18 protein-coding genes are annotated in these 18,799 nt (G+C 59.2%); 9 read left to right on the forward strand and 9 right to left on the reverse strand.

From position 1 onward, the window contains the following. Positions 1–4: 4 nt before the first annotated feature. The 3 genes from ispG to map all read left to right on the forward strand — a co-directional run bounded on the left by ispG (position 5) and on the right by map (position 3,988). Positions 5–1,168, forward strand: a complete 1,164-nt coding sequence (ispG, locus tag BJP07_RS03690; RefSeq protein WP_071566123.1) for a flavodoxin-dependent (E)-4-hydroxy-3-methylbut-2-enyl-diphosphate synthase — start codon at positions 5–7, stop codon at positions 1,166–1,168. A gap of 61 nt (positions 1,169–1,229) precedes the next feature. After that, positions 1,230–3,053 carry a penicillin-binding transpeptidase domain-containing protein gene (locus tag BJP07_RS03695; RefSeq protein ID WP_071566124.1) on the forward strand — a complete coding sequence of 608 codons (1,824 nt, stop codon included), beginning with the start codon at positions 1,230–1,232 and terminating at the stop codon, positions 3,051–3,053. Positions 3,054–3,088: 35 nt separating this feature from the next. Beyond that, positions 3,089–3,988, forward strand: a complete 900-nt coding sequence (gene map / locus BJP07_RS03700; RefSeq protein WP_071566380.1) for a type I methionyl aminopeptidase — start codon at positions 3,089–3,091, stop codon at positions 3,986–3,988. Positions 3,989–4,119: 131 nt separating this feature from the next. On the opposite strand, the gene BJP07_RS03705 is transcribed toward map, so the two are convergent. From BJP07_RS03705 to BJP07_RS03720, 4 genes are all read right to left on the reverse strand, one after another. Next, positions 4,120–4,569, reverse strand: coding sequence for a hypothetical protein (locus BJP07_RS03705; protein ID WP_071566125.1), 450 nt, complete (start codon positions 4,567–4,569; stop codon positions 4,120–4,122). A 49-nt stretch (positions 4,570–4,618) separates the two neighbouring features. Then, positions 4,619–5,023 (reverse strand): hypothetical protein, encoded by a 405-nt coding sequence (locus tag BJP07_RS03710; protein ID WP_071566126.1) that lies wholly within the window; start codon positions 5,021–5,023, stop codon positions 4,619–4,621. Positions 5,024–5,368: 345 nt separating this feature from the next. Beyond that, on the reverse strand, positions 5,369–6,781 hold the full coding sequence (gene mtr, locus BJP07_RS03715; RefSeq protein ID WP_071566127.1) for a mycothione reductase: 1,413 nt from the start codon (positions 6,779–6,781) through the stop codon (positions 5,369–5,371). Next, a complete protein-coding gene (locus tag BJP07_RS03720; RefSeq protein WP_071566128.1) occupies positions 6,778–7,788 on the reverse strand; it encodes an alpha/beta hydrolase in 1,011 nt (336 codons plus the stop codon). Before BJP07_RS03720 ends, mtr begins: the two co-directional genes overlap by 4 nt. A 258-nt stretch (positions 7,789–8,046) precedes the next feature. Between BJP07_RS03720 and mqo the strand changes: the two genes are divergently transcribed. Continuing rightward, positions 8,047–9,543, forward strand: a complete 1,497-nt coding sequence (mqo, locus tag BJP07_RS03725) for a malate dehydrogenase (quinone) (RefSeq protein WP_071566129.1) — start codon at positions 8,047–8,049, stop codon at positions 9,541–9,543. Positions 9,544–9,601: 58 nt separating this feature from the next. Here mqo and BJP07_RS03730 read toward each other — a convergent pair whose 3' ends face one another. Continuing rightward, positions 9,602–10,810, reverse strand: coding sequence for a protein adenylyltransferase SelO family protein (locus tag BJP07_RS03730; RefSeq protein WP_071566130.1), 1,209 nt, complete (start codon positions 10,808–10,810; stop codon positions 9,602–9,604). 87 nt (positions 10,811–10,897) lie between these two features. On the opposite strand from BJP07_RS03730, the gene BJP07_RS03735 reads away from it, so the two are divergent. Continuing rightward, positions 10,898–11,866 carry a class I SAM-dependent methyltransferase gene (locus BJP07_RS03735; RefSeq protein ID WP_071566381.1) on the forward strand — a complete coding sequence of 323 codons (969 nt, stop codon included), beginning with the start codon at positions 10,898–10,900 and terminating at the stop codon, positions 11,864–11,866. Here BJP07_RS03735 and BJP07_RS03740 read toward each other — a convergent pair. The 3 genes from BJP07_RS03740 to BJP07_RS03750 are packed head-to-tail and all read right to left on the reverse strand — an operon-like array spanning position 11,841 to position 13,981. After that, positions 11,841–12,536, reverse strand: a complete 696-nt coding sequence (locus tag BJP07_RS03740; RefSeq protein ID WP_071566131.1) for a thermonuclease family protein — start codon at positions 12,534–12,536, stop codon at positions 11,841–11,843. The two genes, BJP07_RS03735 and BJP07_RS03740, sit on opposite strands and share 26 nt — an antisense overlap. Beyond that, entirely contained in the window at positions 12,533–13,258 is a 726-nt protein-coding gene (locus BJP07_RS03745; RefSeq protein WP_071566132.1) for a DUF1648 domain-containing protein, read from the reverse strand. The genes BJP07_RS03740 and BJP07_RS03745 overlap by 4 nt, the downstream gene beginning before the upstream one ends. Beyond that, entirely contained in the window at positions 13,259–13,981 is a 723-nt protein-coding gene (locus BJP07_RS03750) for a peroxide stress protein YaaA (RefSeq protein ID WP_071566133.1), read from the reverse strand. 30 nt (positions 13,982–14,011) lie between these two features. Here BJP07_RS03750 and BJP07_RS03755 point away from each other — a divergent pair, with 30 nt between their 5' ends. Further along, positions 14,012–15,793: a proline--tRNA ligase gene (locus tag BJP07_RS03755; protein ID WP_071566134.1), complete on the forward strand. Its 1,782-nt coding sequence runs from the start codon at positions 14,012–14,014 to the stop codon at positions 15,791–15,793. Between the two features lie 26 nt (positions 15,794–15,819). Here the strand turns inward: BJP07_RS03755 and BJP07_RS03760 are convergent, their stop codons facing one another. Beyond that, on the reverse strand, positions 15,820–16,635 hold the full coding sequence (locus BJP07_RS03760) for a hypothetical protein (RefSeq protein WP_071566135.1): 816 nt from the start codon (positions 16,633–16,635) through the stop codon (positions 15,820–15,822). Between the two features lie 42 nt (positions 16,636–16,677). Here BJP07_RS03760 and rimP point away from each other — a divergent pair, with 42 nt between their 5' ends. From rimP to BJP07_RS03775, 3 genes are all read left to right on the forward strand, one after another. Beyond that, on the forward strand, positions 16,678–17,229 hold the full coding sequence (rimP, locus tag BJP07_RS03765) for a ribosome maturation factor RimP (RefSeq protein WP_071566136.1): 552 nt from the start codon (positions 16,678–16,680) through the stop codon (positions 17,227–17,229). Between the two features lie 19 nt (positions 17,230–17,248). Continuing rightward, entirely contained in the window at positions 17,249–18,253 is a 1,005-nt protein-coding gene (gene nusA, locus BJP07_RS03770; protein WP_071566137.1) for a transcription termination factor NusA, read from the forward strand. A gap of 153 nt (positions 18,254–18,406) precedes the next feature. Then, positions 18,407–18,721 carry a YlxR family protein gene (locus BJP07_RS03775; RefSeq protein ID WP_071566138.1) on the forward strand — a complete coding sequence of 105 codons (315 nt, stop codon included), beginning with the start codon at positions 18,407–18,409 and terminating at the stop codon, positions 18,719–18,721. The last annotated feature ends 78 nt before the right edge of the window (positions 18,722–18,799 follow it).

An 18,799-nucleotide genomic window follows, 5' to 3' on the forward strand; every position in this document is an offset into this window, starting at 1 on the left:
AACTATGAATCTTCCCATCGGTTTAGGTATTCCTGAAGGCCCAGCGCCAACGCTCGCACCTCGTCGAAAGACACGCCAGCTGATGGTTGGCGGTGTGGGTGTTGGGTCGGATCACCCGATCACGGTCCAGTCGATGACCACCACCAAAACGCACGATATTAATGCAACGCTGCAGCAGATTGCCCAGTTGTCGACGGCCGGTTGTGACATCGTGCGCATTGCTTGCCCAAAGACTGTTGACGCCGATGCGCTGCCAGCGATTGCGGCGAAGTCGCCTATCCCGGTGATTGCGGATATCCACTTTCAGCCGAAGTACATCTTCGCGGCGATCGAAGCCGGGTGCGCTGCTGTGCGTGTGAACCCGGGCAACATTAAACAGTTTGACGGTCGTGTGAAGGAAGTCGCGAAGGCTGCGGGGGACGCTGGTATCCCGATCCGTATCGGCGTCAACGGTGGTTCGCTTGATAAGCGCCTGCTCGAGAAGTACGGCCGCGCCACGCCCGAGGCTCTCGTCGAGTCCGCGATGTACGAGGCTGCGCTCTTTGAGGAGCACGGCTACGGCGATATCGCGATCTCCGTGAAGCACTCTGACCCGGTGCTCATGGTTGAGGCGTATCGTCAGCTCGCGGAGAAGACGGATTATCCCTTGCACCTCGGCGTGACTGAGGCTGGGCCTAAGTTCATGGGCACCATTAAGTCCTCCGTCGCATTCGGTGCACTGCTTTCTCAGGGCATTGGCGATACAATTCGCGTTTCACTTTCTGCTGACCCCGTGGAGGAAATCAAGGTTGGCGACCAGATTCTGCAGTCGCTGAATCTGCGTCCGCGCAAGCTTGAGATCGTCTCCTGCCCGTCTTGCGGTCGCGCCCAGGTGGATGTGTACAAGCTTGCCGAGGAAGTTACTGCTGGTCTTGAGGGGATGGAGTACCCGCTTCGTGTTGCCGTTATGGGCTGCGTTGTCAACGGTCCTGGTGAGGCTCGCGACGCCGACTTGGGTGTTGCTTCCGGCAACGGCAAGGGACAGATCTTCGTGAAGGGCGAGGTCGTTGAGACTGTCCCCGAGTCGAAGATCGTAGAGACGCTTATTGCCCACGCTCAGCGCATCGCTGAGGAGGAAGGCCTCCAGGAGGTTGAGGGCGCGCACGCAGAAGTCAAGGTTACGCGCTAGATAATCCGCGTGAGGGAGTGGCGTAGACGACGTTTCGTTGTGGTCTTGGTACTTTAGGTCCATGCAACGTCTCCTCGCTTTGTTCCTGAGCGTAGTTTTCACGGGCGCGCTAGCCACCGCCTGCACACCGCGCCCGAACGATGTTGAGCCCGTCGCCCGCGAGTTTCTTGAAGCCCTCGCAAGTCTCGACGGGGCTAATTTTCAAGAGCTTGTCGACGTCCCCTCCGATGCCAACGCATCATTCCAAGAAACGGTCAACGGACTCCAGGCAGAAGCGCTCAAGGCGACGATCAACGACGTCAGTCAAAGTGACAATTTAGCTACCGTCTCGTACCACTTGAAGTGGGGCCTGCCGAAAGAACGCACAGTCGAGTATGACTCCCACATGACTCTGACTCAGATTGGGGAGAAGTGGACCGTGCGCTGGCAGCCGAGTATTTTGCACCCGCGCCTGGGCGCGCAGCAACACTTGGAGCTGCGTTCCGTGACGGCATCAAAGGCGAGCGTCGTTTCTTCCGATGGGGTAGAACTGCTGCGGCCTGGGACAGCGTTCCGCATCCTGGTGGAAAAGCACGCCGTGCGCGATATCCCGGACACCGCTCGCAGGATTTCCGCTTTTCTACAAGAGTCCCGTGGTAAGTCATCTGCCGTACCTGAGATTCCCGCCGATGAACTAGAGAACAGGCTCCTTGAGGCTCAGGGTACCTACTCGGTTGCGATGGTTCCGTCCGAATTCGGCGATGCCGCCAAGGCAGCGTTTAGTGCCGTGCCTGGAGTGCGCATCAACGAGGAAGCGGCGATGGTGAGCATTGAGCCGGATTTCGCGCCGGACATGCTTGCTCGCGTTGGTGAGCTTGTTCGCGATGACCTCATCGGTGACGACGGCTGGAGCGTAAGCGTGGTCAACGAGCACGGCGCGGTGCTGGAGGATATTGAACGCCACGCACCGGCTCCTGCACCTGCGATTGAGGTGAGCCTGGACCATGGCGTCCAGCTGGCTGCGGAGCGGGCACTCGAGCCGTATGCCGGGCGACAGGCAATGATTGTTGCTATCCGCCCATCCAGTGGGGCGGTGCTTGCTGTTGCACAGACACGCGAGGCGGACCGCGAGGGCAACTTGGCGACGATGGGCCAGTATCCACCGGGCTCAACGTTCAAGATCATCACGGCGGCGGCCGGTCTTGAGCGTCAGGCCCTTACACCGGGCAGTACAGTGCCTTGCCCGGGGACCATGAACCTGTACGGTAGGACCGTGACGAACTACGCCGGGTTCTCCCTCGGCAACGTTTCACTACAGTCTGCCTTTGCGCACTCTTGCAATACGACGTTCGCTGACATTTCGACGAAGCTTGCCCCAGGTGAGCTTCGAGATGTTGGAAAACAGTTCGGGCTTGGACTCGACATGAAGATCCCTGGCTTGGAGACCATCACAGGCTCCATCCCTGTTGGTGAGGAACCGCTTGACCGCACAGAGGCCGGATACGGGCAGGGTCATGACCTTGCGAGCCCGTTCGGGATGGCACTCGTAGCTGCCTCCGCTGCGAATGGGTCAATGCCGACCCCATACCTGATTAAGGGAGTGGACACTGAGCTAAGTGAGTCTGCGCCTCGTATGCCAGCTGAGGCGTGGCACCAGTTGCAGGAGATGATGGCGGCGGTGACCGCTCCGGGTGGTACTGCGGCGGGGATGACCGCCGGTGGTGATATCCGTGGCAAGACTGGTGAGGCGGAAATCAACCAGGGCTCCCATTCGTGGTTTACCGGCTACCGAGTTGACGACGATATAGCGTTCGCAGCCCTGGTCGTGCTTGGCGGCGGCTCGGAGGCTGCGGTCGCGTTGACGAACTCGATGTTGGTGAATCTGGACCAGTCGCGAGGGGGTTAGTTGGGCCTCAGTAGTCGGGTACTACTATGGGGCGCATGAGCAAACGAGGAAAGCTACAACAACAAGCGTCCACTCCGATTCGGAAAGTACCAAAGGACATTGAGCGCCCTGAGTACGCCTGGAAGGACGACGTACAGGAGAACATCGGCGAGCCATACGTGCAGGACGCCGAGACGATCGAGAAGATGCGCGAGAGCTCGAAGATCGCCGCGAATGCACTGGCGGTTGCGGGTGCAGCTGTGAAGCCAGGCGTGACGACCGACGAGATCGATCGGGTTGCCCACGAGTACATGCTTGATCACGGCGCGTACCCGTCCACGCTTGGCTACCGCGGCTTCCCGAAGTCCTGCTGTGTGTCGCTCAACGAGATCGTGTGCCATGGTATCCCGGATACCACCGTGATTGAGGACGGCGACATCGTCAACATTGACGTCACCGCATACAAGAATGGTGTGCACGGTGACACGAATGCGACCTTCCTCGCTGGCGATGTCACCCAGGAACACAAGGATCTGGTCCAGCGCACGTACGAGGCAATGATGCGCGGTATCAAGGTGGCGAAGCCTGGCCGTGAGATCAACGTGATCGGCAGGGTTATCGAGTCCTATGCGAAGCGTTTCGGTTACAACGTGGTCACTGACTTTACTGGCCACGGGGTTGGCCCCACCTTCCATAATGGACTCGTGGTGCTCCACTACGACTCGGACGCATACCGGGACATCCTGGAGCCTGGCATGACGCTGACTATCGAACCGATGATCAATCTCGGCGCACTGCCGTACGATATTTGGGATAACGGCTGGACGGTGCAAAACCGTGACGGTAAATTCAGCGCCCAGTTTGAGCACACCCTGGTCATTACTGACGATGGCAACGAGATCCTCACCATTCCGGACAAGAATGTGGCAGAGGGACAGCTGATGTTGGGAGCGTAAACAGCTCCCAGATGTAGCTGATTCGCTGTTGGTGTTTGTTGTAAGACACCAGCAGCGATTGTTTTTACCGAAAAGAAAACTGCCCTGTCGCATGTTGCGATAGGGCAGAAACGTTTCCTAAGAAACTGATCTTAGAGCTTGATCAGGCCGTTGTAGGAAGCGAAGTTGAAGCCAGCGATGATCAGGCCAACGAGTGCGCCGATACCAGCGACGACGGTGCCGTCGATCCAGTAGCGTGCCCACTGAGGAAGAGCTTGAATGTCAGTCTCCTTGCCGAAAGCATCGGTGATGTAGAATGGCTTTTCGCGTTCTTCCTTGTCGAAGGCCTGGGAAGATCCGAGGCCGGAGAACAATCCCTTGGTGCCATCGGCGATGACCTTGCCGGCGTCCTTGTCGCCTTTCTGCTTGCCAACAAAAATGCCCTGCTGGTCAGCCTTGGTCTTTGGCGTAGGGGTAGGCGTCACAGTTGCGGTTGGGGTAGGAGAGGATGGTGTCTGTGCTGCAGAAGCGGTAGCAACGCCCCCGAGAGCAACGGTCAGTGCGGTTGCGGAAGCAACAGCTGCGGTGCGGAAGTTACGCATTGAGTTTCCTTCTTTCGAAATTAATGTTTTCAGGTGCGGAAATCCGCAATTACTTGTTCAGCGTCGGCAGGCCGTGAACAATGAAGTTGTACGCGGGTCCAACGAACACGCCGACTGCTGCAGCAACGGAGGTGAAGACGGTCAAGACGTAGCCGAGCTTCGCCCACAGAGGCTGGTTATCGAAGCCCTCCTTCTTGAGTCCGAAGAGCGCCTTAGCGTTAGCACCCTTGGCTTGGACCTTTCCGTCCTTGTCCTTCTCCCAAGCGCCGAGCTTGTGGCCCAGCTTGGTGGAAGAGCCGCCGAGGTTCTTGTTCTTGTCGATCTGCTTGTCTGGAACGACGTTGGTGGTGGGCGTAGGGGTTGGTGTCTCTTCGGCAGTAGCGACGGTTGCGGAACCGAATGCTACAGCGACTGCGGTAGCGCCTGCGAGGGCTGCCTTACGGAAATTACGCATGAAACGAAATCCTTCTCTGATAGATACTTACAAAGACGTCCGGGTGGAAGTTCGGAGAAATCCAGAACCGATGAAAGTTCTAGGACCGATAGCAAGCCCCATGTGGACTCTGCCCGGTGTCGGTGACCTACTTTAGACCAACGTAGGCAAGATTGCACAAGCTATCCCCAAAAATCCGTGAGAGAACTATCAGTAATCTCGCGTATGGCCTGCTGCGCCAACGGGGGAATCGTCGCGCGCGTCACACGCGTTACACATAGTTCGGTCACCTGGGGAAATAAGCTCGTTGAATAGGGGTGTCTTGCCTAAATTTTCCACCACCCCATTTTGGGGTGGTGGTAAGTCTTAATCGCTGATAAATGCAAGGTTAAGACCAAGAATCGCGTTTTCTATGACTTCCGGCAGGGCAGGGTGGATCCAGTACTGCTTGCGTACGACCTCTCGAAGGTCCATGTCGAACGCCATGATCGTGATCAGTTGCTGGACGAGCGTTGAGGCTTGCGGACCAATGAGATGAGCTCCCAGAAGTCTTCCAGTTTTCTTGTCGGCGACAAGCTTAACGATGCCTGATGTGTCCTCGAGTGCCCAGCCGTAGGCGACGTCACCGTAGTTCTGTAGCTTCACGGTGATGTCGTAGCCCGCGTTCTTTGCATCCTCCTCGGTGAGTCCAACAGTGGCAATCTGTGGTTCGGTGAAAACGGCGAATGGAACATGGTCGTGCGGCATGGCGCGGTACTCGGATTCTGGGGTGCCGTTCATCGCCGCCAGTAGGTTGTGGCGCACTGCGCGCATCTCCGCGTTCGCCACGTGCTTCAGCTGGTACGGAGAGGAGACGTCGCCGAGTGCCCACACGCCAGGGCAGGAGGTGCGCCCGTACTTATCGACGGCCACACGACCGTCACCTTCCATATCGATGCCGGATGCCTCGAGCGACATTTGGTCGCCGTTTGGGATACGGCCCATGCCGATCAGGAGGTGCTCGCTGGTGACGGCGGAACCGTCGTCAAGAGTCAGGGTTATGCCGTCTTCGTTGTGTTGGGCGTTGCGGACGGTGCCGAAGTGGACGTCGAAACGCTCTTGGGCGAGCTCATTGAGGCGCTGCGTGATGTCCTTATCCAAGGTGCGTAGGAACGGTGAGCGGTTTACTACCGTAACTTTGGTGCCGAGGGCATCAAAGACGTGGGCGAACTCCATCGCGATGAAGCCACCACCAACGATCGTCAGTGACTTGGGCAGCTCTGGCAGGCGCATGATGTCCTCATTCGTGTGGAACGGAACTGTCTTTGCCCACTCAGGGATGAAGGGGCGCGATCCTGCGGCGATCACAATTTGATCCGCGGAAATTGTGCGTGCGTCGCCGCCGATGCCGGTGGAAATTGTCTTCGGGGCAACGAATCTTGCGTGCTGGTCGAAGACGGTGACGTTGGGGCACTCGTCGCCGCGGCGGTAGGCTTCGCCGCCCTCGGCGATCTTGTCGATGCGCTCAGTAAATACGCGGTCGATGATGGACGGCCAATCAACGCCGCGGTATTCCAAGTCGACGCCGAGCTTCTTCGACGTGCGGGCCTGGTATGCGGCGTCAGCGGCGAGAACATACATCTTTGTTGGGATGCAGCCAACATTGAGGCACGTACCGCCGAAGGTGCCTTTCTCGACGATGGCTACTTTCTTGTCATCGAACTCTGGCGTGAGAATCGAGTTACCGGAACCGGTGCCGATAATAATGAGGTCAAAATGTTCGTCTACGTGAATGCTCATTGGTCCTCCTTAGGTGTTGTCAGGGTCTGCAGCCACTGGATGGAAGCGCGGTATGCGGCAGTGCGCGAGTAGGGCTCGGAAAGGAAGACGTCGTGGCGGGCACCATCGATGGCGACGGTGGTGGTGTCGTCGGCAACGTGTGGCGCCCAGTAGCTGATCTGGTCGACGTCCAAGATGGTGTCCGCTGTATCGGCGGCCGGGGTGTACTCGTTTTTCAAAAAAGAATGCGAGGAATGCAAAACCAGCGTTGGAACACCCGCGTTCACCGTTCCCGAGTGAATCTTTGCCTGCGCCTGAAGTACAGCGCGCATCCAGCCGAAATATTTCCGATGCCCGGAGATAGGTTTCCACTGCTTGTTGAAGGACCATGAACCATGATCCTCGTAGTGGAGAGATTTACCGTAGGCTGTAAGACTCCCGCCTGGGAGAGGGAGCAGTGGGACTGCTCGGCCCAACACATTAATGACTGGTTTGAATACCGTCGTCAACGCTTTCGGGACCTGCAGATCCAGCCAGGGGCTATTCAGAATGATGCCTGATACAAGATTGTGGACTTCAGGGTTGTTGCGGCGCATCTCATCAGCCCACAGGGGTGCGATGAGCCCGCCCGTTGAGTGCGCGAGTAGCACCACCTGACCGTGTTCCTGGGATACGTACTGCACCGCCTTTGTGATTTCGGGGAAATAGTGGGACATGTCCCGGGTGTAGTGCCAGCGCTCACCCCGCTGCCGAGAGCGCCCGCAGCGACGAAGGTCGAGTGCATAAAATGGATAACCCTGTTCGTGGAAGTGCTCGGCTACGTGATCCTGGAAAAAGTAGTCGGACATGCCGTGAATCCACAGTAAGGCCGGTTGCCCAGGTTTCGGTGGGGGCGGTGTGCTCATTCGTATGAGCGTCGCGATGACTGGCTGGTGGGTATCCGGGTCTTCTCCGAGAGTGAGCGTCAGCTGCTCAAATCCTTCCCCTAATACGTCCGGTTGCCAGTGGTTGTTGCTAGTTTTGGCCATGGAGGAATGGTAACTGACTGGCCGAGAACTTGCTCGGGTGTGCTGTGGTGGGGACATCAACTATTTGGTCTAGGGGGTGAGAACGGGTGTAGGGGTGGTGTGACTGTACACATGAAGCAAAAACAAAATGTGGACACAAGGGGTAACGTAAGGTGGAAACTGTTCAGCTAACAAGCGTATGGTTAGAGAGGTTACGCACCCGCCTGAAATGTGCGTTGCACTCGTACAACGATATGGATCGAAGAGGGAATAATACGAATGTCTGAGACGGGCAACATCCAGTACGTTGATGAAGTTGACGTACTGCATATCGGCGCCGGAATTATGAGTGCCACGCTGGGGGCAATGATCCGGGAGCTTGAGCCGGAGTGGACCCAAGCGGTGTATGAGCGACTTGAGGGGCCAGCGCAGGAGTCTTCGTACCCGCTGAACAATGCGGGAACCGGGCACTCTGCGCTTTGCGAACTGAACTACACGCCTGACGTGAATGGGCAGATTCAGATCACGAAGGCGCTCGCAATTAACGAGAAGTTCCAGACTGCGCGCCAGTTTTGGTCCCATCAAATTGAAAACGGCAAGCTGGGTGATCCGAGCGAGTTCATCCACCCAGTGCCACATGTATCGTTCGCACAAGGTCAGGACCAGATTGATTACCTGCGTCGCCGCTACGAAGCGCTGTCAGCGAACCACATGTTCCCGGGCATGGAGTTCTCGGCTGCGGAAGAAAAGTTTGCTGAAAAACTTCCTTTGATGGCCAAAGGTCGTGACTTTGGTGCTGAGCCTGTCGCGATTTCCTGGATGGATGCAGGCACCGACATTAACTATGGCGCACTGACCCGCCAGTTTTTCGAAGCCTCCGTGAAGGCTGGCACCCAGATCCACTACGGGCACGAGGTGCTCAACCTGAAACGTGAGGGCCAGCTGTGGAACGTTACCGTCCGCAACGTTCGCACCGGAGATAAGCATGTCGCACGTGCCCGCTTCGTATTCGTGGGTGCAGGTGGCTACGCCCTTGACCTGCTGCGTAAGGCAGGCGTGCCAGAAGTGCACGGATACGCTGGATTCCCGATTTCAGGCATGTGGCTGCGGACCAACAATCAGGAGCTCGTCGCGCAGCACCAGGCCAAGGTATACGGCAAGGCGAAGGTGGGTGCTCCTCCGATGTCTGTGCCACACCTTGACCTTCGTGTCATTGACGGCGAGCAGTCCCTACTGTTCGGTCCGTACGGTGGTTGGAGCCCGAAGTTCTTGAAGAAGGGTTCCTACCTGGACCTGTTCAAGTCGATTCGCCCTGACAACATTCCTTCCTACCTCGGTGTTGCCGCCTCGAACATTGGCCTGGTGAAGTACCTGGTGGAAGAAGTCTTCCGCGACTTCGACGGAAAGATTGACGTACTGCGCCAGTACTACCCGGAGGTCAACCCGGCTGACTGGGATGTTGCAGTCGCAGGCCAGCGTGTCCAGGTGATCAAGCCAGCCCGCGCGCCGAGGTTCGGTTCCCTCGAGTTCGGTACCGCACTGGTCAACGACCAGGACGGCACGATCGCGGGCATCCTCGGTGCGTCGCCGGGCGCGTCGATTACCCCGGCTGCAATGATTGAACTGCTGGAGCGCTGCTTCGGGGAACGCATGGTTTCCTGGGGCGACAAGCTGCACGAAATGTTCCCGACCTACGGCGTATCGCTGCGCGATGACAAGGCAGCGTATGAGAAGCAGTGGGAGTGGACGCAAAGAACGCTCGGCTTGCAGGCGTAGTTGCAGTCCGTGAGCTTCTGCCACACGGTTTCCGGTTGTACCGTTGCCGTGTGGCTTTTTACGTTCCGCAAAACGTAGTGAATGCCGCATCAGGTTCCTTTGCGAGCATCCAAGGCTCCCCGGCATCCGGGTCGTATGGGTGGGTGACAGCCTGGAGCAAAGCGGTAAACAGCCTGTTGTCGCCCTCTCGCTCGAAAGCATCGAGTGCCTCTTGCAGCGCGAAGTTTTTCGGCACATACATCGGTCCTGGGCGTCCGTTGACACCGTGTTGCCGGTTGTAAGCGGCGAGGTCGTCGACACCTACGAAGGTATCGAGGCCTGCTGGCCCGAACCAGCGCGAGGCTGCGCCTTCCCAGCGCTCGGGGATGGTGGCAAGAATTTTGTTGGCGCTTGGCTCCGGCATCAGTGGAAGCAGCGCTTCGGCGAGGCGTACTAAGTTCCATGCAGTCACGTTGGGCTGGGCGCCGAAGCAGTATCGACCATGCCGGTCGATAGATGAGAAGCACGCACGGGGATCAAACCCCTGGGTAAAGGCGCAGGGGCCGTAGTCGATGGTTTCGCCACTGAGGGCGGTGTTGTCAGTATTCATGACGCCGTGCACGAACCCGTAGCGCATCCACTGCGCGACCAGTTCAAGCTGCTTGTCGACGACCACCTCCAGCAACCTTTCCGCAGCATCGAAACCTGCGGCGTGCACCACGGCTTCCAAGAGCTCATGGGACTGGGTCGCTGCGTATTGCACCGAGCCAACGCGCAGGTGGGAGCGCGCCACACGGACTACGATGCCCGCTGGAACCGGGCCGCTGCTGCGCATGATCGTTTCCCCAGTGTTGATAACGGCCAGTGCGCGTGTTGTCGGAAGGCCGATTGCGTGCATGTGCTCCGAGATCAGGTACTCGCGCAGCATCGCGGTCAAGGGGCCTTTCCCGTCGGATCCTGGGCGGGAGAAAGGGGTGCGGCCGCTTCCCTTGAGCTGGATCTCGTAGCCGTTGCGGTCGCCGAGGAGGGTGGCGCGCCCGTCGCCAAGTAGGGGCACGAACGAGCCGAATTGGTGGCCGGCGTAGGCGGTTGCCACCCCACCTGTGGCACCGCACATCCAAGCGATGCCCTCGTCACTGCGAAGCCACTCCGTGTCGAGGTCGAGCTCGGACGCGACTGACTCGTTGAGGTAGCTCACCTGGGCGTTGGGGAAGTGCGTGGGTGCCATCGTGGCGACCATGCCTGGGAGTGTTTCCGCAAAGTGTTGGTGGAGCTCGGGGTAACGCATGCCAACAGCCTAAACTGTCTGGGCAAGGAGCAAAAGGAGAGGAAATGCAGCAGTACTTGGTGTTGACGCAGTGGGAGGTAAGTGGCCGTGCGCGCGCTTGACCGGCTGATCTGGGAGCAGGCGAGTGAACTCGAGGGGTTCGAGTCAGCCGATTTGCTCATCGTGTGCAACGACCCGACCGGGGCGCTTGTGCGTGCCAGCGTAGAAAGCGGGAAGCGCGTTGTCGTCGCGGACACGGACTACTCCCGCTGCCAGCAAGCGAAAGCGATAGGCGCAGAGGTCGTCGGTGATCAGCGCCTCGACGAGTACCTTTTGCAGCTGGCTGGTTCGTGCGTTGCGTTGGGGGAGATGCCGAAGTCGCTTGCGCGCCTTGACTACGTCGCGCGCGCTATCGCGGGCGCCGGCTTCACTCAGGCGGACGTGATCCTAGGGGCGAACAACAAGCATCTGAGCCGCACCATGAATGGCGTGTTGGGGCACTCTTTTGTCGACGTGCACGCCACGCGAGGCCGGGGAAAGTTCCGCTGCCTCGCGGCGCGTAGCCCAAAGTCTGTGTCCTACACGCCAGTAGAAGAAAACGGGTTCGTCGCCATCGGCGGTGTCTTCGCGGGTGCGCGGGCGGATTACGGCGGACAGTTGCTGCGCTCGTGTCTTCCGGACACTCCCGGCGCGTTGCTGGATTTAGGCTGTGGCAATGGGGCTGTCTCGAAGGGACTTGAGGGGGAGGTGTGGGCCACGGATGCTGATGCAGACGCAGTGCTTTCAGCCCGCGCGATTGGTATTGACGCGACCTGGGATGATGCTGGAAGCCAGTTTGCTGACGCCTCCTTCGACACCGTGGCGCTGAATCCGCCTTTTCACGCAGGCACGACGGTGGACACGACGCTGGTGGAGTATCTGCTGGACGCATCGCATCGCCTGTTGAAACCAGGCGGTCAGCTCTTCGTGGTGTTCAACTCGCACCTGCCGTACCGTCGGCAGGTCGCGAAGCGTTTTGAACAGGTGGAACAGGTGGCGCGGAACTCGAAGTTTACGGTATTGACAGCTCGTCGATAAGGCGCTGCTGTTCGTCGAGGTACTCCATGACGGGCTCGCGGAACGTGAAGTTTCGCGTGCGCTTCACGCTGTCGCGCAGCGCGTCGACGTAGTGCTGGCAGCGACCGGCAAGGCCGCGGTCACCGGGGGAGCGCTCGAGTTCCTCGATGCCGGTGGTCAGCATCTCCAACGTCACCTGTTGCGTCGGCTCGGTAAACCAGCACTCGGGCCCAAGTCCGTAGATACCGAGGGAATCACGCACCGCGGGTGCGGCCTCTGCTTCGAGGCGCTGCGTGAACTTCGTGTTCGGCGCGTACTCGACGACGCGGGCAAGCCCTTCGGACACCATCACAGCATTGACGAATTGGCCGTCGCGAAACACTCCGGCAAGCGTGCGCCCGTAGCGGTCGGTGCGCTCCTGGTCGTATTCGAGACGTATGCCCGTGCCTGCGGGGAGGAGTTCCTCGAGGCGCTGGGTTGCGTCGTCAGCTAAGCATTCGCCGCGCTCCGGAGTATCAATCCCGAGCAAGCGAACCCGCTCTTCGCCATCGGGGCTTTCCACAACGATCGTGTCGCCGTCAACAACCTTTGCGACGCGGACCTCGGCCTCGGGGGCATCGACTTGCTGCCAGACCCAGCTACCAGCAGCGAGCAGCACAATCGCAGCGAGGAGCCCAAACACCTTTTTCATAGCGCGGCCACCAATACGGTGAAGAGCGTATACGCGACGATCGAGACCACCATCCGCATCAAATACTGCTTGCCCAGCCGCTGCCCACGGTTGATGATGAGGCGAGTCGGACGAGACGGAACGGAAATTGCGGCCATCGGATCGTTCGGGGCATTGTAGACGCCCAAGAGGAATTCGTCATCAGCGCGGGCGACCTCCTCCGCATCGGGCTCGATCTTTTTAGAGGACGTCTGGCGCACCAGCAATACGAGGCTGCCCACGATAACCAGGACGGTAAATCCCACCCACACAGCGGGGGCTAGCCACTGCATGTGAGCAAACACTGGCAGGCGCGTCGTGACGTCGCTGACAAGAAACGCGACAGCAATCGCCACTGCGAACCACCCCAAGAAGCGCCACGTCAGGTGCACAACCTGTTCCACCCGCTGCGCGACACTTACCGAATAGGGTACGGAGGCAGCGCCATGGACCGGCTGCGGACGTGCGAGTCCGCGCGGTGGAAGACACGCGACCATCAGCAGGACAGTACCCACGGACAACAACGGCATCATCAGCACGTGCAGCGGCGTCTTCGGCTCCCAACGATCCGCCTGGCCTGACGCATCAAAATGCACCGGGACAGGGTCAGGAATACTGTCCCAGTACAGCAGCAACAGCGCCACGTGCGCCAACAACACAACGACAGCAACAGCCCACGGCTTCCAATTCACCCGCTCACCCATCTACGGCTCCTCCACCACGAGCGTCAACACCAACTCATCGACTTCCACAACATAGCCCGCCGCGCCAGCAACCTCGGCGACCTCGCTTATCGACGCCACCTCTGGCCCACACGCCAGTGTCCTGGCCAACAGCCCCTTGTAGCGCTTATTAAAGTGACTGACCACCTTGCGTGACCCATCCGGGGCAACGGATTCCACGCGGACCGTCACCGCGCCATCAACAGGCCCCAGCTTCTCGTAGGCGCCAGAACGCATATCCACCACGAACGGCTCCCGCGCAAGCGCTGACGAAACCGCCGAGCCCCAACGCGCCCGCATCGTCGGCAACGACCCATCCGCAGCAGGCACCTTCGACGACGCAGAAACCCGATAGCGCGGAATCATGTCATCAGCGCGCACAACACCAAACAACGCCGAGCCAACCGCCAAACGACTCACCGCCTCATCCGGCAACGTCTCAGCATCCAACGCGTCGTACAACACCCCCGTATAACGATAAATCGCAGGCATCACCAGCCCCGAACGCAAGGAACGGTTCTCCACAGCCTCCTCCCGCTTCGTCTTCGGAATCTTCAGCAGCGTCATCATCTCGTCCACGTCCATTGCGGAGAGGTCGTCGAAAAGCGAAGCACGCACCGAATCCAGGGCAGGGAAGGAGACAGACATGGCGTCGCGCTCGCCGCCAGGCGCCTTTGTCTCGGAAGGAGGGAGCAGGATCAACATGCAACTCACCCTAGCGCTAAGATATGCCCCATGATTACACGCCTGTCAGAGCTCTTCCTGCGCACGCTGCGCGAAGACCCAGCCGATGCCGAAGTCCCAAGCCACAAACTGCTCGTCCGAGCAGGCTACGTCCGCCGCGCCGCGCCGGGCGTCTACAACTGGCTCCCACTTGGGCTTCGCACCCTGCGCAAGATCGAAGGCATCGTCCGTGAAGAAATGGACGCCATGGGCGCACAAGAGCTGTTGTTCCCAGCACTTCTTCCACGCGAACCATACGAGCTGACCAATCGCTGGACCGAATACGGCGATGACCTCTTCCGCCTGCAGGACCGCAAGGGCGCAGACATGCTGCTTGGTCCAACCCACGAAGAGATGTTCACCGCGGCAGTCAAGGACATGTACTCCTCCTACAAGGACTTCCCGGTCACCCTCTACCAAATCCAAACCAAGTACCGCGACGAAGCACGCCCCCGCGCCGGCATCCTGCGCGGCCGCGAATTCGTCATGAAGGACTCCTACTCCTTCGATATGTCGGATGAAGGCCTGGACAACGCGTACGCCAAGCACCGCGAAACCTACCAGCGCATCTTCAACCGCGTTGGCATCCGCTACGAGATTTGCAAGGCCACGTCTGGTGCGATGGGCGGCTCCGCATCCGAGGAGTTCCTTGCGTACTCCGAGAACGGCGAGGACACCTTTGCCGTGTCCACCGCGGGGGACTACGCAGCCAACGTTGAGGCAGTGACCACGGTTGCACCGGAACCACGCCCGATTGAAGGTCTGCCGGAGGCCGTCGAGCACGACACACCAGCGTCCGAGACCATCGCGGCACTCGTGGAGTGGGCGCAGCAGGCAGGAGTGCTTATCGACGGCCGCCCAGCCGAGGCCTCCGACACCCTGAAGTGCATGATGATCAAGGTCGACGACCCCCGCGTGCTCGACGAGAACGGTAAGCCGGTCGGTCCGCAACTGGTCGGCGTTGTGATCCCGGGCGATCGCGAACTGGACGAGAAGCGCCTGGAAGCGTCGCTGGAACCCGCGACGTTTGAGCTGGCCAGCGATGAGGACTTCGCAAAGAGCGACTTCCTGGTCAAGGGCTATGTCGGCCCGCGCGCGCTGCAAGCCAATGGCGTGCGTGTCCTCGCGGACCCGCGCGTGGTGGAAGGATCCGCGTGGATCACTGGTGCCGACGCTCCTCAGAAGCACGTCGTCGGACTCGTTGCCGGCCGCGACTTCACCGTCGACGGGTTCATCGAGGCCGCAGAAATCAAGGAAGGCGACCCCTCGCCATCCGGCAACGGCACCGTTGAACTCGCCCGCGGCATTGAACTGGGGCACATCTTCCAACTCGGCCGCAAGTACACCGAAGCGATGGACGTGCAGATCCTCGACGAAAACGGCAAGCGCGCTGTGCCGACGATGGGCTCCTACGGTATCGGCATTTCCCGCATGATGGCCGTCGTCGCGGAGCAGAAGCATGACGAGAAGGGACTTGTGTGGCCAGTCGCGGTCGCGCCGTACCAGGTGCACGTCGCCGTCGCGAACAAGGACCAGGCGGCCATGGAAGCCGGTGACGCCCTCGTGCAGGAGCTCAGCGACAAGGGCATCGAAGTGCTGTACGACGACCGCCCAAAGGTGTCCCCGGGCGTAAAGTTCAAGGATGCCGAGCTTCTCGGCATGCCATTCCTCGTGATCCTTGGTCGCTCATTTGCCGACGGCATTGTCGAGCTGCGCATCCGCGGCGGCGAAACCCTCGAGGTTCCAGCCGGTGAGGTCGTGGCGAAGCTGCAGCAGCTCATCGCCGAAAGCTAATCAGCCCATCCGAGGCAGGTCAGGCCTTATGCATGCTGCGCGTGAGCGGCAAGCATAAGGCTTTGCTGTTTCCACTCCGTGGAGTGCGCCTGGGCCACGGTGCTCCTCCAGGAGTTCATCAGCTGGGCGGAGAGGGCGTCGACAAGTGATTGAGCATCCGACGCATCCGTCAATGATTCGTTGTGCGCGAATTGGTAGCCCGTGGCAGCGACGGGAATCGAATCGGCGTCGCGTAGCGAAGAGCGCAGGAATGCGACACGCTGATCAGCTGCTTCCTCCAACGCGGCAATACGCGCATGCAGTGGCGCATCAGCGAATGCCTTCGCCAGGCCGATGCCGTAGAGGAACTCGTACTCGGTCTGCAACGCTTGGCTTGCTTGCGCGATGTCATCCTTGTGCTGGAGCGCAATAGTCCTCTCGCTATCAAGCTCTGGTCCTGTCGCTGCCACGATGTCGACGGCCTGCGCAGCCACTAAATCGCGTGACTCAGCTGGAACCTTCTCCAGTGACGTGCTCAACGACTGCACCGCGGACGCCCGGAGTTGCGCTGCATCGCTGGCACCTGCCAGATCCCCCGGCTCGGTGGAGAACTCGCAGCTGCGTGGTAGTTCCGCGTCGATGCTGCCGCACAGCCGTGATACCTCGCCGTACAGCTCCTGCGCTTGCTTGCTGCGAAGCTCGGCAAGCGCAGGTTCGGAGAGGCTCTGCGCATCGGCAGTAGCTTGGTTCGCAAGGCCAAGCACGGACTTGTCCGGTCGAGGCCCAACAATGTCGAGAAGGTCGCACGCTGCAACCGACAGCCCCAACGGCACCGTGAGAACAGCAACCAGCAATTTTTTCACGGGGAAAACGCTAGCACGTTTGCGTCGCGCTATGGTGGGCACATGGCTTTTCCAACTTCCCGAGAATTAGAGACACTCATCGAGCCGCTCACTCAGCGCCACAAGATGGACATTGAACACATCAAGGCGGTCAAGGCCGGTAAAAAGTCGCAGATCGTCATCGCCCTTGATGCTGATTCCCGACCAACACTTGACGAACTGGAAGTCGTGTCCAATGAAATCGGTGAGCTGCTTGACGCGGAAGAAGAAAACGGTGATTTCTCTTTTGGAGCCGGCTACACCCTAGAAGTCACCACGCCTGGCGTCGACCTTCCGCTCACGGCAGCGCGTCACTGGCGACGCAACCGCGGGCGGTTGGTCAAGGTGAACGACACGAACGGCCAGAGCTCTACTTGGCGCATTGGGGCAATGAACCCCGAGGAAACAAAAGTCGTGCTCATTGAAGCAGGGAAGAAGACTCCGTCGGTACAAATCTTGGAAGTTTCCGAAATGCCGAAATCGGTGGTAGAAATTGAGTTCAACGCGCCGCCCGCAGCTGAGCGAGAACTCAGCGAAGCGACGTTTGAAGAAGCAGAAGTAGCAGCAACCCTGTAAGGGAACCGGAGGAAGACAAGTGAATATCGACGTCCAAGTCTTAAAGAACATTGAAACTCAGCAGGGGATCGGATTCGACGAACTGCTAGAAACCATCGCTTCGGCATTGCTCTTCGCGTACACGGATAACCTGGAAAACCCCCAGGATGAAAGCCACAAGGCGCGTGTCGACATCGACTCTGAAACAGGCGATGTCGCCGTCATGGTCTCCGAACTCGACGCCGATGGCGAAGTCATCTCAGAGTACGACGCTACGCCAGTGAACTTTTCCCGAATCGGCGCCCGCGCGGTACGCGACGCCATCAAAGGCAAACTTTTGGCTGTTGAAGCCGGGCGTGTCTACGAGGAGTACTCCGCTGCCGAAGGGACAGTGGTCTCCGGCATCGTGCAGCGAGACGCACAGGCGGAAGAGCGAGGAATCTCCGTCGTACAGCTCGGCACGGAAGCCGACCCACAAGACGGCTTGCTTATCCCTGCGGAAAAGATTCCCTCCGAAACGCTTAAGCACGGAGACCGCATTAAGGCCTACGTAGTAGGCGTCAACAAGACCGACCGTCGTGTGCAGGTAAGCCTTTCGCGTACCCACCCTGAACTCGTGCGGGGACTGTTTGCGCTCGAAGTCCCAGAGATCGCAGACGGCACCGTTGAAATCGTGGGTATTGCCCGCGAGGCGGGGCACCGTTCCAAGATTGCGGTGCGTGCGACGGTGAAAGGCGTCAACGCGAAGGGCGCATGCATTGGTCCGCGCGGTTCCCGCGTCTCGAACGTGATGAAAGAGCTCGGCGGGGAAAAGATCGATATCATCGACTGGGCTGAAGATCCGGCGACCTACGTTGGCAACTCGCTGGCCCCGTCGAAGGTCGTCAAAGTGGAAGTCGTTGACCCAGCAGCACAGGTAGCGCGAGTGACGGTGCCGGACTACCAGTTGTCACTGGCGATCGGTAAAGAAGGCCAAAACGCCCGCCTTGCTGCGCGCCTCACCGGCTGGAAGATTGATATCCACTCCGATGCAGCAGCGAATTAACGACGCCAAATCCTTACCACTGGGTCGAAAAATCACACGACGCTTATAAAAACTTGGCAAAGTGGCGTAGGCTGGTCCGTGGCTAATAATCCCAACGTGGTGTTAGCCACGTGATACCTGTTAGTAACGTCGAGTGGTGGAAGAAGGGTGTGGATGACTTCAACGAGCAAACGCTCAATCCGTCGTCGCACTTGTATAGCCACAGGCCGGAAGCTTCCAGATAGGGAATTGCTCCGGGTTGTTGCTGACGGTACTGTTCCAGGTGTTGTTCTTGCAGACCCCACCCGGCTGTTACCAGGGCGGGGAGCATGGATAACTCCCACATGGGATGCTTTAAAGCTGGCGGAAGAGCGTAGAGCTTTCTCTCGCGCCCTCCGTCTGTCCGCTCCGGCGGACGTAGGTCATGTACAGAAGTACCTCGCTGATAAGGCGAAAGACCCAACAGAAGTAAGGAAGACCGAACACTGATGAGAACGCAACAATGAAGCAGCATCAGCGATGAAAGTCATAATCAACGTCTAGAGGTCGGCCGCCGTTTCCGGTGCC

It is taken from the genome of Corynebacterium sp. NML130628 (genome assembly GCF_001875665.1).
Classification (GTDB): domain Bacteria; phylum Actinomycetota; class Actinomycetes; order Mycobacteriales; family Mycobacteriaceae; genus Corynebacterium.

Excerpts from the sequence above, each read along its gene's own strand:
- mtr (WP_071566127.1), bottom strand. The coding sequence starts at position 6,781 with ATGAGCATTCACGTAGACGAACATTTTGACCTCATTATTATCGGCACC.
- BJP07_RS03740 (WP_071566131.1), bottom strand. The coding sequence starts at position 12,536 with ATGAAAAAGGTGTTTGGGCTCCTCGCTGCGATTGTGCTGCTCGCTGCT.
- ispG (WP_071566123.1), top strand. The coding sequence starts at position 5 with ATGAATCTTCCCATCGGTTTAGGTATTCCTGAAGGCCCAGCGCCAACG.
- BJP07_RS03695 (WP_071566124.1), top strand. The coding sequence starts at position 1,230 with ATGCAACGTCTCCTCGCTTTGTTCCTGAGCGTAGTTTTCACGGGCGCG.
- BJP07_RS03750 (WP_071566133.1), bottom strand. The coding sequence starts at position 13,981 with ATGTTGATCCTGCTCCCTCCTTCCGAGACAAAGGCGCCTGGCGGCGAG.
- mqo (WP_071566129.1), top strand. The coding sequence starts at position 8,047 with ATGTCTGAGACGGGCAACATCCAGTACGTTGATGAAGTTGACGTACTG.
- BJP07_RS03705 (WP_071566125.1), bottom strand. The coding sequence starts at position 4,569 with ATGCGTAACTTCCGCACCGCAGCTGTTGCTTCCGCAACCGCACTGACC.
- BJP07_RS03730 (WP_071566130.1), bottom strand. The coding sequence starts at position 10,810 with ATGCGTTACCCCGAGCTCCACCAACACTTTGCGGAAACACTCCCAGGC.
- BJP07_RS03755 (WP_071566134.1), top strand. The coding sequence starts at position 14,012 with ATGATTACACGCCTGTCAGAGCTCTTCCTGCGCACGCTGCGCGAAGAC.
- map (WP_071566380.1), top strand. The coding sequence starts at position 3,089 with ATGAGCAAACGAGGAAAGCTACAACAACAAGCGTCCACTCCGATTCGG.
- BJP07_RS03710 (WP_071566126.1), bottom strand. The coding sequence starts at position 5,023 with ATGCGTAATTTCCGTAAGGCAGCCCTCGCAGGCGCTACCGCAGTCGCT.
- BJP07_RS03745 (WP_071566132.1), bottom strand. The coding sequence starts at position 13,258 with ATGGGTGAGCGGGTGAATTGGAAGCCGTGGGCTGTTGCTGTCGTTGTG.
- BJP07_RS03775 (WP_071566138.1), top strand. The coding sequence starts at position 18,407 with ATGACTTCAACGAGCAAACGCTCAATCCGTCGTCGCACTTGTATAGCC.
- BJP07_RS03720 (WP_071566128.1), bottom strand. The coding sequence starts at position 7,788 with ATGGCCAAAACTAGCAACAACCACTGGCAACCGGACGTATTAGGGGAA.
- rimP (WP_071566136.1), top strand. The coding sequence starts at position 16,678 with ATGGCTTTTCCAACTTCCCGAGAATTAGAGACACTCATCGAGCCGCTC.